Source organism: Psychrobacter sp. ANT206 (genome assembly GCF_056880555.1).
The window spans coordinates 28,134-43,574 of record NZ_CP096271.1 but is presented as its reverse complement, the minus strand read 5'-3'; the positions used below and the strand labels follow the sequence as shown (position 1 = coordinate 43,574).

Here is a 15,441-nt window from a genome sequence, read left to right as displayed (position 1 = left end):
TCTCATTAAATACTGTTTTTATTAAAGGTCTTACTATGATTAAAATCGACCAATATTTTGACCCTGCCGGCTGGCAGAAATTTACTAAAGCGGCTGAAGGTCGTGAAACGCCATTTTTAGTGGTTGATCTTAATCGCATTAAAATAAAATATCATGAAATGGTTGGTTTTTTTCCTCATGCTAAAATCCATTATGCGATGAAAGCAAGCCCTGCTGTTGAAGTCATCAATCTGCTTGCTGAGCTTGGTTCAAACTTTGACTGTGCATCGATTTATGAGCTTGATCGCGTGCTTGACTGCGGCGTTGAGCCCTCACGTATCTCTTATGGTAATACCATCAAAAAGCCTGAACATGTCAAATACGCCTTTGAAAAAGGGGTTGATTTGTATGCGACCGACTCAGAAGCAGATTTAAAAAACATCGCAAAACATGCACCTGGCTCAAAAATATTTGTACGTATCTTGGTACAAGGGTCAGATACCGCTGAATGGCCATTGTCACGCAAATTTGGTTGTCACCCCAATATGGCGATTGAACTATTGATTCAAGCGCAAGAATTGGGCTTGGTACCTTATGGCATCTCATTCCATGTGGGCAGTCAGCAAAAAGACGTTGCCGCTTGGGATGATGCTTTAGCCAAAGTTAAATATATGTTTGATTGGATGAAGAACGAAGAAGGCATAAAGCTTCAAATGATTAATTTGGGTGGCGGCTTTCCGGCAAACTATCTGAGCGAAGTCAATCCTATCAAAGTCTATGCTGAAGAGATTCAAAGCTACTTAAGCGATGACTATAGTGCTGAAGATATGCCAGAGATTATTTTAGAGCCCGGTCGTTCATTGGTTGGCGGTTCAGGCGTACTGGTTAGTGACGTGGTATTGATTTCTCGTAAATCGCATACTGATCTGACACGTTGGGTCTATACCGATGTGGGTTTATTTCAAGGGTTAATTGAAACCTTAGGTGAAGCTATCAAGTACCCCGTTTATACACCTAAAATGGAAACCTCAACCAGCGCGGGTACGGTGGTATTAGCAGGTCCTACTTGTGACTCAACTGATATTATGTATGAAGAGGCAGGTTATCAGCTACCAGAAGAGCTGGAGATTGGTGACAAGATATTTTGGTTAACTACGGGTGCTTATACCAACTCGTACTCATCTATTGAGTTCAATGGTTTTCCACCGTTAGAAGTAGTCTATGTTGACTAATTTGTGATAAATAATCGTTACTATAAAAAGCGCGGCATTGTGAATAACAGTGCCGCGCTTTTTTATGTTTATTTCGCTATAGTATTTATCATTAGCTACTGTACTAGTAGCGATATTGGCACATCATTGCTAAGGCTGTTATTTTGGTTGCCACCATAACCTGCGGTCTGATTTTGGCTGTTTTGAGAGATTTTCCCGATAGTTACCCACTGTCCACGTGGCACAATAATGGTGCTATGCGATCTTTGCCCTTGCACGCTACTATTGTAACCATAGCCATTATAAGAAGGATTGGCGCGCACGAGCTTTTCTTCAACTTGGGTCAATTGTACTTCGACTTGTCCATTAGCAAGCAGTCTTGGCGTGACCGCAATACCTTGGCTCGTTGGCAATAAGACCTGCTGCTGGATAATAATAATTCCTACTGGACGGTTGTAAGCTAGATAGGTTCGATAACTATTGGCAGTATAGGTTTGATTTAGTGCGTAGAGTGTATCAGTACTGATGCTGGCGGCACTACCTGACAAGGTTTGTACTTGATATAAATTATTTGTTTGTTGTTGGCTATTACTCTGGTTGATAATCCCTACGCCTTGAATACCGCTATTACTAATAGTGACCTGCCCTTGCTGAATATTACCCTGAGCACTGCTATTATTGCCGACACGCACAGCGACCGTCAATGCTTGTGGCTGACGGTCAATCTGTGCCAATAGCTTTTGTACTGCCTGATAGTTGCTGGCAGTGGTACGAAGCACTAGCTTATCTTGATAAGTCGATACCGTGCCGCCGTCGCGACTAGCATTTAACTGCTGACGAACGGAAGGTAGCAATGCATCACCGCCATACGTATGAATGACATAGGTTTGATAAGCAGCTGCTTGTACGACTATTGGCACTACAGTTAAACTTAGGATAAATGCTATCTGGCGTCCATAATTTATGGTTTTGACAGTTTTTATAATAGCCAGCTTTCGACCAAAAATCGCTATTAGATTTTCACTAAACTTATTCATAATTGACCTCTAGCAATAGTTAAACGCTATCAAAAGCCATACTCAGCAGCTACCAAACCATGAGAAAAAAACCTTAATAATTCAAACCTTGTTCGTTAAAGCCTAGTCATTTAAACCTAAGACATCCTGCATATTATATTGTCCAGCCGACTGCTGAACAATCCACGTAGCGGCACGCACAGCGCCAGCAGCAAAAGTCATCCGTGCGCGCGCGCGATGGGTAATTTCAACAACTTCGCCATCCGCAATAAACATCACAGTATGATCGCCGATGATTTCACCGCCACGTATCGCATGAATACCAATCGTACCTGCTTCGCGCTCGCCAGTTTGTCCTTCACGACCATAGACAGCAACGTCTTTTAGATTCTGTCCACGTGCTTCTGCCACAGCTTCTGCCATCATGTAAGCCGTACCTGATGGCGCATCGATTTTATGCTTATGATGCGCCTCAATGACCTCTACATCAGCATCAGTGCCAAAAGCTTTAGCAGCCATACCTAATAGCTTTAATGAAAGATTAACGCCTGTTGAATAGTTACCCGCATAAACGATAGCAACTTGCTCACTCGCTTTTGCCAATACTTGCTCTTGCTGCTCATTAAATCCTGTCGTGCCGATAACCATGGCGACGTTGTGCTCAGCACAGACTTGCATATTTTGTTCAGTAGCAGCAGGCAAGCTAAAGTCAATCAATACATCAATATTATTAATCACTAACCGTAAATCATCAACAATTTTTACATCCAATCGACCGACCGCAGCAACTTCACCCGCATCAGCTCCAACCAAACTTGAACCTTGACGCTCAATCGCTGCAGTTAATATCGTTTGTGGATTGTCTTGTATCGCTTCGATAAGCATACGTCCCATACGTCCACCTGCACCGATGACACCGACATTAATCATTTTTTTATTCTCTGGCTGACTCATATAATTATCCTAAGTACTTTATTTTTAATACGCTGGTTTCTAAATTTATTAGGCTAAGTTTAGCAAATATCAGCTTATGAATGGTTTTTTATAGCACCAATAAAAAGCTCGATAGTTTCACGTGAAATTATCGAGCTTTTATCATTTATCCATTCAAACACAAAATGCTGTTAGTCAAACAAATCGCCAATCTTTTTAAAGAAAGATTTTTTATGTGGTGACTGCTGATGCTTACTATCACCATCCAGTGTATCTTGGAATTGACGTAGCAAATCTTTTTGCTCACGAGTCAGATTCACTGGTGTTTCGATGACCACACGGCAGATCAAATCACCTTTCATGGTCGTACGTACTGGTGTCACACCTCTACCACGGACACGTAATAATTTACCACTTTGTGTGCCTTCTGCAACCTTGATTTTCACTTTGCCATCTAAGGTTGGGATTTCAACTTCTTTACCGAGTGCTGCATCAGTGATACTAACTGGCACATCCATATACAAATCTGCACCTTGACGGGTAAAGACGTTGTGCTGTTTGACACGTACTTCGACGTATAAGTCGCCGTTTTGTACGCCAGCGCCGCCCGCTTCGCCTTCGCCTGCTAAACGGACGCGATCACCATCATCAACGCCTGCTGGAATAGAAACTTCTAGCGTGCGTGACTTGTCTTTGACGCCATTACCATGACAGTCAGAACAAGGGTTTTTAATTTGTTTACCAGTACCGCCACAATGTGGGCAGGCCTGTTGAACGGCAAAGAAGCCTTGTTGCATACGAACTTGACCTTGACCATGACAAGTTTGGCAAGTCACGATATCAGAGGCATTTTTTGCGCCTTTACCATCACAAGTATCGCAAGGCGCAGGAGCTGTAAAGCTGATTTCTTTTTTGCAGCCGCGTACCGCTTCTTCTAAAGTCAGCTCAATCACATAACGTAAGTCTGAGCCGCGACGCGAACGCCCACCGCCGCCACGTGACTGACCAAAGATATCACCAAAGTTGCCAAAGATATCACCAAAGATATCTTGGAAGTTCCCACCACCGCCACCGCCGAAACCACCACCGCCCATGCCGTTTTCAAAAGCAGCATGACCCATACGGTCATAGGCTGAGCGTTTTTCTTCGCTACTTAATACTTCATAAGCCATCGATGCTTCTTTAAATTTTTCTTCAGCATCTGGGTCTTCAGAGTTACGGTCTGGATGGTATTTCATGGCAAGCTTGCGGTAGGCTCGCTTGATCTCTTTGTTATCAGCGGTCTTACTGACACCTAGTATTTCATAAAAATCGCGCTTACTCATGGGCTCTCCTATCGTCTTCACAGTCCACAGCTTGGTTGCTTTATCGTTCAATACTGCTCATCATCGCAAAAAATGTTTCACATGAAACATAGCGGAAGACAGAGAACAGTGATGACAATCGTATAAATCTTACCAGCGAATACAGTGGGGTGCTGCTTAGTCAAATCAATTATTAAAAGTTTGCGCTATTTATGGAGATGGCAGCAGCATTTATCAAGTTGGCAGAAGTACAAAGTGTTAATTAGACTCTTTAGTTAATATTAAAAAGAATTCATTAAGGAATGAACAAAGGTTTTTATACCTCCATAATGCTCAGCCATGCTAGTATTTATCGCCATATAGATAGCGGTAGTCGAGTCCGTTTAAAGCATGAATACCACTAAAGGTGATGCTCTTTTATTTTAAGCCAACTGTACTCGAACATTACTCTTTAAAGTCCTATTTATACTCATCGCCATTACGCTTGTATCAAGGTATCGATTTTATGAAAAAGCTGATTATTTTATTGATTGTCATTGCCGTTACTATCTATGCAGGCTCGCCTTATTACAGCGCTTATCAGCTTAAAAAGGCTTATGATGCCAAAGATGGTGCGACTATCGCGGCAGCTATCGACTATGAGCAAGTACGCCCAAGTATGCAAGACCAGCTCACTGAGCAATTTGCCGTGACCATGACAAAATACCCATTGGTCGCTGAGCTTGGCGGCGAGCCACTAAAAGAGGCGGCTAATAGTTTTATTATGCAAGCAGTCGCTGGTGCCATCACACCGCAAAACATTGAAAAAGTCATCAATACCCAAGGTCAAGCCAACACTGCCACTAAAGAGCTGGCGGCAGCGTGGGCAATCGCTAGCAATCAAGTCGATTTAAAAAATCTCATTCAAAATCTGATTATTCATCGCGGTGATGTTAATGCTGTGGTCAAAAAACAGATGCAGCAAATCATGGAAAAGCAGGCTGATGAGCTTGAACAGCAGGCAGCCCAAGGGACTGACAGTGACAAACCCCAATTAAGTTACTGCGGTATCAATTGCTTCACTATCAGTGGTCAGGTAAAAGGCTATCCTTTGACTATAGAGATGAAGCGTGAAGGAGTAATTAACTGGAAAATCGTCGATATCGTCTTGCCGCAATAGACTTGCTACCATCAACTGTTATATGAATAAAAACCCGCCCTATGAGCTATATTCATAGGGCGGGTTTTTATTCATTATTCAATATGATATCCATCATAACTATTATAGAAATATCACACTATAGAAATATCAACAACTTATTTTACTCCCAAGAATTCCAAAAACTCAGGACTCTCAAAGCTCGCTTGAAACAATACGCCATCTTCACGATAAATAGCAGGAGTTGCCATGACAGCTAAACCTGCCGCTTTTTCACGATTGCCTGCCACATCATCAATTTTGCAAGATGCGGGCGCTGGTGTCATCTTGCCATGTAGCATCGCCTGATCAAGCGCTTTACGACGACTTTCCTCATTACCTTGGCACCAGATACCGCGCATTTGCTCAGGCGACGCTTCATAAATCGGATAACCAATGGTTTTTATCGTCACGCCTTTGGCATTAAGCATCGGCATCTGCTTATGTAATCTGCGGCAATAAGGGCAATTGACATCCGTTGCTACGTAAATCACCGCTTTTTCAGCACTGGTGGCAGGATAGGTAATCAGCTGCTTAGTATCCAATGTGGTTAAGACAGATTGATTTTTAAGCTTTTCAAAGCGGTTATCAAGCCCAGTAAACTGACCATTTTCGATGACTGATATCTCACCATCGGTGATGTACTGGGCGTCATCTGATAACAAGAACGGTACGCCCTCTAAAGTCGCACCCCAAATCACACCCGGTACTGCAGTGTAAAAGAACGGTGTTTTGTTACTCATGTTTTTAAGCGCGCCCATATTTGCCAATATGTCAGATTTGATACTGGCACCGACAGGCTTACCTATTTGCGCGCTGGTGCTACGTGCTGGCGTTTTGGTCACTACCCGCTTGCTTGGATTCTTTTGCAGCTCGCCTTGAATGACATATTTACCATCTTCAGTAATATGTAGCGGCAATTGCTCAGCCAAATTGACTTGATACATATTGGGTAATTTAGAGGATACAATCGAGGTTATCTGCGTTTTGATACCTGCTTGAGTCAGCAATTGGCGCAAACGGCTATCAACAGATTTACTGACTGTACCAATAGCTTTCATATTCTGACCAGCTTGGGCGCTGTTGTTAACCTTTTGGCTGACTGTTTTATTGGTCATATCGGCAGTGTTCGGCTGCGCACAAGCAGTGGTTGCTAACAACATAACACCAATCAAACTTGCGGAGTTTAATACAGGGAGTTTCACAGAGACCGTCCTATCTGGTTTTTAATAATGATCGTTATTCACTCATGCCTATTTAATAAAAGAGCAGTAAATAACATTATGTAAAAATATAGATTAAAAAAGATAGGCTGACTGTAGCACAAGGAGGGGTTTTTCAAAGTATTAAAGACTTAATTTTGCAAAACTGCTACTGAGCTTTAAGAGATAGGCAACACAGGCAGCCGCTAATGCTAATTGACAGAAATAGCTGAGTAGCAGAACGCAAAAAGCAGCACACTATTGAGTGGCTGCTGATTTTGGAGTAATTTTTCTAAAGCATGATTTTATAACCTAATAGACTATAACATAGGCTATAACTCTAAAATTTTGCTACTTCTTCTGGTGTTAAGAAGCGACTGTCGCCTTTTTCTAACCCGTCTAAAGTAATATGACCGACACTAGCACGATGTAGCTCAACCACTCTATTGCCGAAATAGCCCATCATACGTTTTACTTGATGGTATTTACCTTGCTCTAAGGTTAAACGCGCATGAGTTTCATCGATGAACTCGAGGGTCGCAGGCTTGGTTTCTTCGTGGTCACCTTCTAAAAGGATGCCTTCAGCCACTTCTTTAATAGCATTAGCTTGAGCGTCACTATCCATAGCATCTGCTAACGTCAACTCGTACACTTTGGCATGTTCATGCTTTGGGCTAGTTACGCGATGTAGCCAGCCGCCATCATCACTGATGAGCAATGCGCCAGTCGTATCAACATCAAGACGCCCAGCAATACGTAAACTGCCAAGCTCTGGCACCGCAATAAGGTCAGTGACAATTGGGTATTCTTTAGCCTTTAGGGTACATTCAAAGCCTTCTGGTTTATGAAGCAAGATATAGCGATTGCCAGTGGCGACCGACAATGGCTCGCCTGCCCACTGTACATCGTCATTAACGATATCGACATGTACACCGGGATCTTTAATGACTTGCTCGTTTACTGTGACTTCACCAGCGTGCAGAATTTTTTTAGATTCTTTACGCGACAGCTCAGTGGCTTTACTCAGAAATTTATCTAGACGCATACGATTTGCCTACCATCCGTTTTGGGATACTCACTCTCAATCAAAGACCAACGATGCATACATGTGCACGTCTGTTGTTGGCTATCTTCAATGATCAGAAGTGGTACTATAATGAGAAATGAAATTTACACTGCGCCAAATACGGACAACAGTGAAAGTTAGACAAGTTTACCATATCCAACCTAAGCCTGATGAAATATGAGCTATCAAACGCTAAAACGTGTCGTCACTGCACGCTTAGAAATCAAAAAATCTGCCTTTATTACCTATGCTTATCCAGTGACCTCGCGTGAGCAGGCAATGTTTCATGTGGAACAACTACGTGAGCAATATGCTGATGCCCGTCATCACTGTTGGGCGTATATTATTGGCGATCCCAATAACACCACCAGCGCAGGGTTTGATGATGATGGCGAGCCCAATGGCACCGCAGGACGACCGATATTAAACGTCTTGCAACATAAATCTATCGGCAATGTCATTATTATCGTTGTCCGTTACTTTGGTGGTATCAAGCTCGGTGCTGGCGGTTTGACTCGTGCTTATGCAGGCTCAGCGCAAGCGGCAGTCGATGAGATGATACTAAGCCCTTATGTTCCTATGATCACAGTACAAATACTGGCAGAATTCGCCACCGAAGCCCAGTGCCGCTATGTCGTTGAGAGCTTAAACGGCAGCATAGATAATGTCGCCTATAGTAAGCAGGTTACCTTGACTGTGACGCTCGCTGAGGCAAATATCGAGCACTTAAAAGAACGTCTTGCGATGGATGGACGCGTATTAGATAAGTCTTAAAATTAAATGAGTAATCATGCGTTCACTGAAAACCATTGGTTTTGATGACGACCTTGGATATGATAAGGCACTGATTTTCAAAGACGATTTTTTAACAAACATAAAATAAGACTGAAATATGCCAACCTCAAAGTCGACAAAACCATTCGCACCTGCCCCTTTTAAACCGCCGTTTTGGCTCACCAATCCGCATTTGCAAAGTATTTTGCCAAAGTTTTTTGCGCCAAAAACACCAAATTACCGACGCGTGATTAAACAAGATTCACTTTGCGAAACTGATATCGCTTATGACTTTTATGATGCCCATCCTGTCCAAGATTCAGAAAATGGCAAACTTGAACAAACACCATTAATCGTACTTTTTCATGGGATGGAAGGCAGCAGTGACAGTCATTATGCGCGTGCCTTGGCATATCAGATGCACGCGCAAGGCTGGCACTTTGTCGTCGCTCACTTTCGCAGTTGTGGTGGTATTCCCGCTAATGGCAAAGTGTTCTATAACGCTGGTGACACGGGCGAGGTGCATCATATGTTAGAGAGCTTACGTGAGAATTACGCCCATATTTATGGGGTTGGCGTGTCACTTGGCGGCAATGCACTTGCAAAATATATGGGTGAATATGGTGATGAGGCGCTATGCGACGGCGCAGCGGTAATATCTGCGCCAGTTGACATGTCATCGGCTGCTATTACGATGCATAGCTTTTTGAGTCATCGTATCTATACCCCATATTTGCTCAACCCGATTATCAAAAAAGCCTTGGCAAATGAAATTACTGCAGACGAGATTACTTCTATCAAAGCGGTAAAACGCATTAGCGATTTTGATAATATCTTCACTGCGCCTAGGCATGGTTACCGCTCTAATAATGATTACTACCACTCATCCTCTGCCTTACCTTATTTGATCACTGTAACCAAGCCTTTACTATTAATCAGCGCCAAAGACGACCCTTTTATTGGCTTTACCGCCACGCCAAACGATGTCTCTGACAGTGTCACCATATTAGATACGGCACACGGGGGTCATATCGGCTATTTGCGTTATCGTACAAGCAATAGCAATGTAAAAACTCCAAGTAAAAAATCAAAGTTTGACATCAACTGGATACCTGAAACCGTGAGTGCCTACTTTAATCATATTGGCGTGCCATCTAATAAAACTAGATAAATTATAAAATAAAAAACATCATTTTTATCTTTAAATATTTTGAGACTGCTTTATGTATCCATTTATCCGTTACGCCAGCACCATCGCCCATGCCGCGCTGCAAGTGAAAAAAGGCAATACTTTAACGTTCAAAGAAACCAGTGAGATTACATTTCGCTGCCGTCTGACAGATATTGATAATTTCTTAGAGATGAATAATGGTCGCGTGCTGACCCTTTATGATATGGGGCGTACCGACTTTGCAGTACGGAGCGGGCTTGGCACTCAACTGCTTAAGCAGCGTTGGGGCTTGGTCGTCGCTGGTAGTACCATCCAATATCGCAAACGCATCCGTGCTTTTGAAAAAGTCACCATGAAGACCAAAATCGTCGGCTTCGATGAGCGCTGGATATATATTGAGCAATCGATGTGGGTAAAGGGCAAGCCTTGCTCGTCGGCACTACTACGTACAGGCGTCACCAAAGGCGGTAAGGTCATCGAGACGGCACGAGTACTGGCAGCTTTAGATCAATCGGATTGGCAGCTACCGCCGAGCGGCTATGTGGCAGAATGGATTGTCAGTGATGCCGATCGTCCATGGCCGCCACAATCTTAGGTTTTTGCTAGGCTTACCTCAAAATAAGGACTGCTTATTTAACCATTTGCATCGCAGCGCTTCGTCAAAATCCGCTTGTTATGATCAACTTCTTCATAGACAGCTATTCACAATCAGTTAACCTTATAACTACTATTTGCTAACAATACATTATATAAATAAATATAATCAATGTTAGGATAGTAGTGAGTTTTACACTCAACTGAATACTATCTAATTAGAAACAGTCTAATAAAGGAAAATAATATGGTTAATAATACGGATTATGTCGGTACGCTGTTTGATAATAGTGAGTCAAACCCAAGCAAGATTACTTTAGCTTTTACTATGGCGGGTGTGGCGCTTAAAAAAGGTCACTCTGCATCAGTCATATTGATGGTGGACGCGGTGCATTTGGCATTACCAAACGCTTTAGATAATGTCGATATTGGTGATCCCTTTGAACCTGCTGGCGAATTACTAGAAGCCTTTATCGAAAAAGGCGGTCAAGTATTGGTTTGCGGCGCGTGTATGAAACATGGTGGCGTAGAAGAATCAGCCATTGATAAGCGCTTCACGGTCATCAGTGGTGATGATGTGGTTGAGCTGTTGATGAATGCAAAAGGGTCGTTGCAGTTGAGTTAAGCGTTTAAGCTAAGTAATTAGTATATAAAGATGGGTCAGTTTTCTTAATTATCTTTTTGATAACTTAAGAGCTGACTTATTTTTTGGCGTTAAATTCTAGATTTCTGACCTTATTCCCAGTTTGAATGATAAGTATTGACAACAGTCTTATAGTCAAACCTCACCTCCTATATTCAGCAACTAAATACACATTATCTAACACGTACGCCATCCAGCTTTGCTAAAGTAAGTCATGCAAAACTCCTCATAAAATAACAAGGAAGCCTGTCATGACCTTACTGAACACCCTTAATTTGACATATCCTATTGTTCAAGCGCCGATGGCAGGAGCGACCACCCCTGAGCTGGTGGAGACGGTGAGTAAGTTTGGTGGATTAGGGTCATTGGGGGCTGGCATGACGCCGCCAGACGTTTTAAATAGTGAAATCAACACCATTAAATCGCTCACCGATCGTCCTTTTATGATCAATCTGATGGTGTTATCAGAGCATGAATCTAGTGCTTTAGATAGCGAAGTCCCTGCTTGGCTAAATAATTACTATCAAGAGAAAAATATCGAATTTACTCTACCGAAGCACCCAGCGCTAAGCTTTGCAGAGCAGCTACAAGTGCTCTATGACAATCCCGTTCCTGTCGCCAGTTTTACCTTTGGCATTATCAGCGCTGAGCAGGTGCAGCGTTTGCAGAGTCTAGGCACACGGGTCGTCGGTACTGCCAATCATCCATTGGAAGCAAAAGCATGGGCAGATATTGGCGCAGATGCGGTATGCGTGCAAGGGGTCGAAGCGGGTGGGCATCGCGGTGGTTGGTTGCCGCAAAGTGAAAACGATCCATTGGGATTATTGACGCTAATAAGTCAAACGCGTGCCTGCACCGATATTCCTTTAATCGCGGCTGGTGGCATTATGAACGGACAGGACATCAAAGCAGTTCAAACGGCTGGTGCTGAGCTGGCGCAAATCGGAACAGCATTTTTGACCACAGATAAATGCGCTATCAATGACACTTATAAGCAAGCGCTGCTCGATGCCAGTCAAGGTAAGCGCAGCTCTGAGACGCGCTTAACCAGATTATTCTCAGGGAAACAGGCTCGTGGTTTATTAAATGATTATTTGCATGATTTTGCTCAATTCGAGAGCGCGCATGAGCTACCGCCTTACCCGCAATTAAATGCGATGACCAAATTTTTGCGTGCCCATGCAACCAAAAACCGCGATGCCGAACATCAATCTTTATGGGCAGGACAAGGTGTCACTTTGGTCAGACAAGAGCGCACGGTTGAACTGCTAGAGCGACTGGTAACAGAGAGTTAGTTTGATCGACGTAGGCTGATTTTTAACTCAGCCTACAATAGAGTAGATACAGTTTTAAAAGAATACAGTGCTACTGGGATTAATTATTCGCAGCCTCTGTCTGCGTAAGCACAGTAAGCAACAAAATTTGATACCAGTAGCACCTTATAATGTTTGTACTTATCTCATTGAATACTAACTACAGCTCATATCTAGTCAAACGTTGGATCATTTACGCCTTAAAATATCATATGTAAATGACTAGTTCTTTAACCCTTCACGAAACGCTTTATAATCATTCGCCGTATCTTTCACCGCTTCTATCATCGGTACATGACCGATTTTTGGCATCGTAATCACTTGTGATTGTGGGATGATTTCTTTTATTAGCGTCACGGTTTCAGGCTTGATGACCTTATCCTCCTCACCCCAAACGACTAGTGTTGGAATATTATATTCAGCGATAACCTTGGCACGCTGCTCAACATTGTCTTCAACTATTTGCGCGAGTATTTTGGATTCTAATGCTTTATTAGCGATACGCTCTTGCGCGAATACGGCTTTTACAGACTTAGGAATATAAGGCGGCTTAGACATAACAAAGTCATACATAGCATAAAAGTCTTCCTTCTTATCGACCAATAGCGGATTGTTCTCAAGAGTTGCATTTTCTAAGGATTTCGGCACACCCGCTGACCAAAAGCCCGCACTATCTATCAGCCACAGACTTTTGACTTCTTTAGGATACTTCGCAGCATAAGCAACACTGATAGCGCCGCCCATTGAGTTGCCACCGACATGAATGCTAGATGCCAAGCCTTTAGCTTGCAGTAGCTCGTGTAAGCGCGTCGCTTGCGCCTCTGAGCGATAGTCAGCCGCCATCGGTTTACTAGAGTCACCAAAGCCGAGCAAATCAGGAATGATCAGATTATAGTTCTCTAACTGCCGAGCGATACGGGTAAAGTTGTCTTTATTACCGCCAAAGCCATGAATCAATAATAAAGGCTCGCCCGCGACATTACCGTTTTCTGCATAGACTATTTTATCGCCAGAGCTTAACGTAAATGACTGAGTCGTAAGGTCTGATTTTGAGCGTTCATACTGAATAATCTTTTGGGTGGTATTTATCGCCAAGGTATTGGGCGCTGTGGTACAACCAACGACTGAAAAGCTTAACAAAGTGGCAAGGCCTAGGCGTTTTAATAGCATCGAAATATCCTTTTTGAAAACTAGAAAAATGAAGTAAGAAGTAAAAAGCATCATCCTAGCACAAGAGTATTTTAAGTTTAAGCACTTATAATAACCACCCTCCCCCTATAAATTGCTCGACAATTGCCTAAAAAAATGACAGGCAAATAATCATAGCGTTTGCCGAGGGGTTACAGCTCTAATAAAGACCGTAGACGCTTTCTGGTTTATGATAAGCGCTTTTGTTTAGTCAGCCCTGCATATCGCAAAAGGATAAACATTGAGTAAAACAGATACCTCCATTGGTAAACGGCGTGACCTCACCCAAGGCTCGATCCCGAAAACCATGCTCTTATTTGCATTACCAACCCTTGGGTCATCTGCATTACAGTCATTAAACGGATCGATCAATGCTGTCTGGGTAGGTCGATTTTTGGGTGAGGAAGCGTTAGCAGCCACAGCGAACGGCAATATCTTGATGTTTATACTGATCTCCTTCGTGTTTGGTTTCGGTATGGCATCTACTATTTTGATTGGTCAGGCAATGGGCAGCCGTGACAACGCTATGGTTAAGAAAACCATGGGCACGGCGCTGGGCAGCATTATTCCGATAAGCGTAATAGTGTCGGCAGTAGGGTGGATATTTGCGCCGATGCTGCTTGAGCTGCTTGGTACGCCGGCAAGTGCTGTAGAGCTTGCCCTAACCTATCTGCGCATGATTTTTATTGCGATGCCTGTCACACTTACGTTTACGCTGATAATGATGGCACTGCGCGGGACGGGCGATTCGACGACGCCGCTTTGGTTTATCATTATATCGGTCGTGATTGACCTTATTTTGACGCCGACACTGATTTTGGGTCTAGGACCATTTCCCGAGTGGGGCATATTTGGCTCGGCTTTCGCAACAGCCGTCGCAAATACGCTAGCGCTTATTGGCATGTTAGTCACTATGTATCTGCGTGGCTCTGTGCTGACGCTTAAGTTGCCGGAGCTTCGCTTTTTGCGCGCAGACCGAGACATCCTGAAGTCGATGTTTTCTAAGGGGTTACCGATGGGTCTACAGATGATCGTCATCTCTTCGGCAGCATTGACAATGTTATCGCTGATTAATCGCGAAGGTGTACAGACTACAGCCGCTTACAGCGCAACCCAGCAGCTTTGGACCTACGTGCAGATGCCAGCAATGGCGCTAAGTGCTGCGGCCAGTGCGATGGTTGCACAGAACATCGGTGCCAATCAATGGCACAGAATCGCAGGGATCACACGCTGGGGACTGATTTTTAATCTGGCATTGACCGGTTTTATTATTGTGCTACTGACCATTTTTGATGAGACCATTCTGGGCTTGTTCCTCGGCAGTGACAGTGAAGCGGTGCCGATTGGGCGTCATATTCAGCTAATGGCGACATGGGGTTTTATCTTTTTTGGGATAGCACAGGTTTTGTTTGGCACCATGCGTGCAAACGGCTATGTGATTTGGCCGCTGATTGTCATGGTCATTTCGATGTATCCAGTGCGTCTTGGATTTGCTTTCGGGCTTTATCCTCTACTTGGAACCGATGCCCTTTGGCTATCCTTTCCAGCAGGCATGGTGGCAACCGCCGTGATGGGAGCAGGACTATATTTGTACGGCGGATGGCGCAAAGGCAAACACTTGCCCGCAGAGGAAGCTGCGCAAAGGTCTGAGGAGTTTCGCGCGCATACAGGCACCAGTGCGTCGTTTCGAGATCTTGTACCGACGACTGTATGGAAGCTGTCACCTTTGCGCCGTATCACAAGGTTGCATCGACGACTTCATAGAAGACTTCATCTTCATAGACTCCGTGTGATAAAAAAGAATAAACGATAATAACGTGGTTTATATATACACGCATAACGCCTAGTCGAGCGGCTTTTGCTCATTAGC

General features: G+C 43.6%; 14 protein-coding genes. 8 read left to right on the top strand and 6 right to left on the bottom strand.

The features are described from left to right. Positions 1 to 35 precede the first annotated feature (35 nt). Positions 36 to 1,211, top strand: coding sequence for a type III PLP-dependent enzyme (locus M0221_RS00165; protein WP_011512413.1), 1,176 nt, complete (start codon positions 36 to 38; stop codon positions 1,209 to 1,211). A gap of 95 nt (positions 1,212 to 1,306) precedes the next feature. On the opposite strand, the gene M0221_RS00160 is transcribed toward M0221_RS00165, so the two are convergent. From M0221_RS00160 to dnaJ, 3 genes are all read right to left on the bottom strand, one after another. Further along, positions 1,307 to 2,227, bottom strand: a complete 921-nt coding sequence (locus M0221_RS00160) for a hypothetical protein (RefSeq protein WP_483283993.1) — start codon at positions 2,225 to 2,227, stop codon at positions 1,307 to 1,309. Positions 2,228 to 2,329: 102 nt separating this feature from the next. Then, positions 2,330 to 3,160 (bottom strand): 4-hydroxy-tetrahydrodipicolinate reductase, encoded by an 831-nt coding sequence (gene dapB / locus M0221_RS00155; protein ID WP_483283992.1) that lies wholly within the window; start codon positions 3,158 to 3,160, stop codon positions 2,330 to 2,332. A 170-nt stretch (positions 3,161 to 3,330) separates the two neighbouring features. Continuing rightward, the gene (dnaJ, locus tag M0221_RS00150) at positions 3,331 to 4,464 is read right to left on the bottom strand and encodes a molecular chaperone DnaJ (protein ID WP_483283991.1); all 1,134 of its coding nucleotides are present in this window, start codon (positions 4,462 to 4,464) and stop codon (positions 3,331 to 3,333) included. Positions 4,465 to 4,948: 484 nt separating this feature from the next. On the opposite strand from dnaJ, the gene M0221_RS00145 reads away from it, so the two are divergent. Further along, positions 4,949 to 5,602 (top strand): DUF2939 domain-containing protein, encoded by a 654-nt coding sequence (locus M0221_RS00145; RefSeq protein ID WP_483283990.1) that lies wholly within the window; start codon positions 4,949 to 4,951, stop codon positions 5,600 to 5,602. A 137-nt stretch (positions 5,603 to 5,739) separates the two neighbouring features. Here the strand turns inward: M0221_RS00145 and M0221_RS00140 are convergent, their stop codons facing one another. Together M0221_RS00140 and M0221_RS00135 are read right to left on the bottom strand one after the other, a co-directional pair. Further along, positions 5,740 to 6,825, bottom strand: coding sequence for a thioredoxin fold domain-containing protein (locus M0221_RS00140; RefSeq protein ID WP_483283989.1), 1,086 nt, complete (start codon positions 6,823 to 6,825; stop codon positions 5,740 to 5,742). A gap of 337 nt (positions 6,826 to 7,162) precedes the next feature. Next, positions 7,163 to 7,867, bottom strand: a complete 705-nt coding sequence (locus tag M0221_RS00135; RefSeq protein WP_011512407.1) for a pseudouridine synthase — start codon at positions 7,865 to 7,867, stop codon at positions 7,163 to 7,165. A gap of 198 nt (positions 7,868 to 8,065) precedes the next feature. Here M0221_RS00135 and M0221_RS00130 point away from each other — a divergent pair, with 198 nt between their 5' ends. The 5 genes from M0221_RS00130 (at position 8,066) to M0221_RS00110 (ending at position 12,365) form a co-directional block, all read left to right on the top strand. Next, the gene (locus tag M0221_RS00130; protein WP_133104000.1) at positions 8,066 to 8,662 is read left to right on the top strand and encodes a YigZ family protein; all 597 of its coding nucleotides are present in this window, start codon (positions 8,066 to 8,068) and stop codon (positions 8,660 to 8,662) included. A 118-nt stretch (positions 8,663 to 8,780) separates the two neighbouring features. Further along, positions 8,781 to 9,833 (top strand): YheT family hydrolase, encoded by a 1,053-nt coding sequence (locus M0221_RS00125; RefSeq protein WP_483283988.1) that lies wholly within the window; start codon positions 8,781 to 8,783, stop codon positions 9,831 to 9,833. A gap of 52 nt (positions 9,834 to 9,885) precedes the next feature. Beyond that, positions 9,886 to 10,428, top strand: a complete 543-nt coding sequence (locus M0221_RS00120) for an acyl-CoA thioesterase (protein ID WP_020442427.1) — start codon at positions 9,886 to 9,888, stop codon at positions 10,426 to 10,428. 246 nt (positions 10,429 to 10,674) lie between these two features. Continuing rightward, positions 10,675 to 11,052 carry a DsrE family protein gene (locus tag M0221_RS00115; protein ID WP_483283987.1) on the top strand — a complete coding sequence of 126 codons (378 nt, stop codon included), beginning with the start codon at positions 10,675 to 10,677 and terminating at the stop codon, positions 11,050 to 11,052. Between the two features lie 269 nt (positions 11,053 to 11,321). Next, the gene (locus M0221_RS00110; protein WP_483283986.1) at positions 11,322 to 12,365 is read left to right on the top strand and encodes an NAD(P)H-dependent flavin oxidoreductase; all 1,044 of its coding nucleotides are present in this window, start codon (positions 11,322 to 11,324) and stop codon (positions 12,363 to 12,365) included. Between the two features lie 240 nt (positions 12,366 to 12,605). On the opposite strand, the gene M0221_RS00105 is transcribed toward M0221_RS00110, so the two are convergent. Next, entirely contained in the window at positions 12,606 to 13,553 is a 948-nt protein-coding gene (locus M0221_RS00105) for an alpha/beta fold hydrolase (RefSeq protein WP_483283985.1), read from the bottom strand. Positions 13,554 to 13,878: 325 nt separating this feature from the next. Between M0221_RS00105 and M0221_RS00100 the strand changes: the two genes are divergently transcribed. After that, on the top strand, positions 13,879 to 15,384 hold the full coding sequence (locus tag M0221_RS00100) for an MATE family efflux transporter (protein ID WP_483283984.1): 1,506 nt from the start codon (positions 13,879 to 13,881) through the stop codon (positions 15,382 to 15,384). Positions 15,385 to 15,441: the final 57 nt, after the last annotated feature.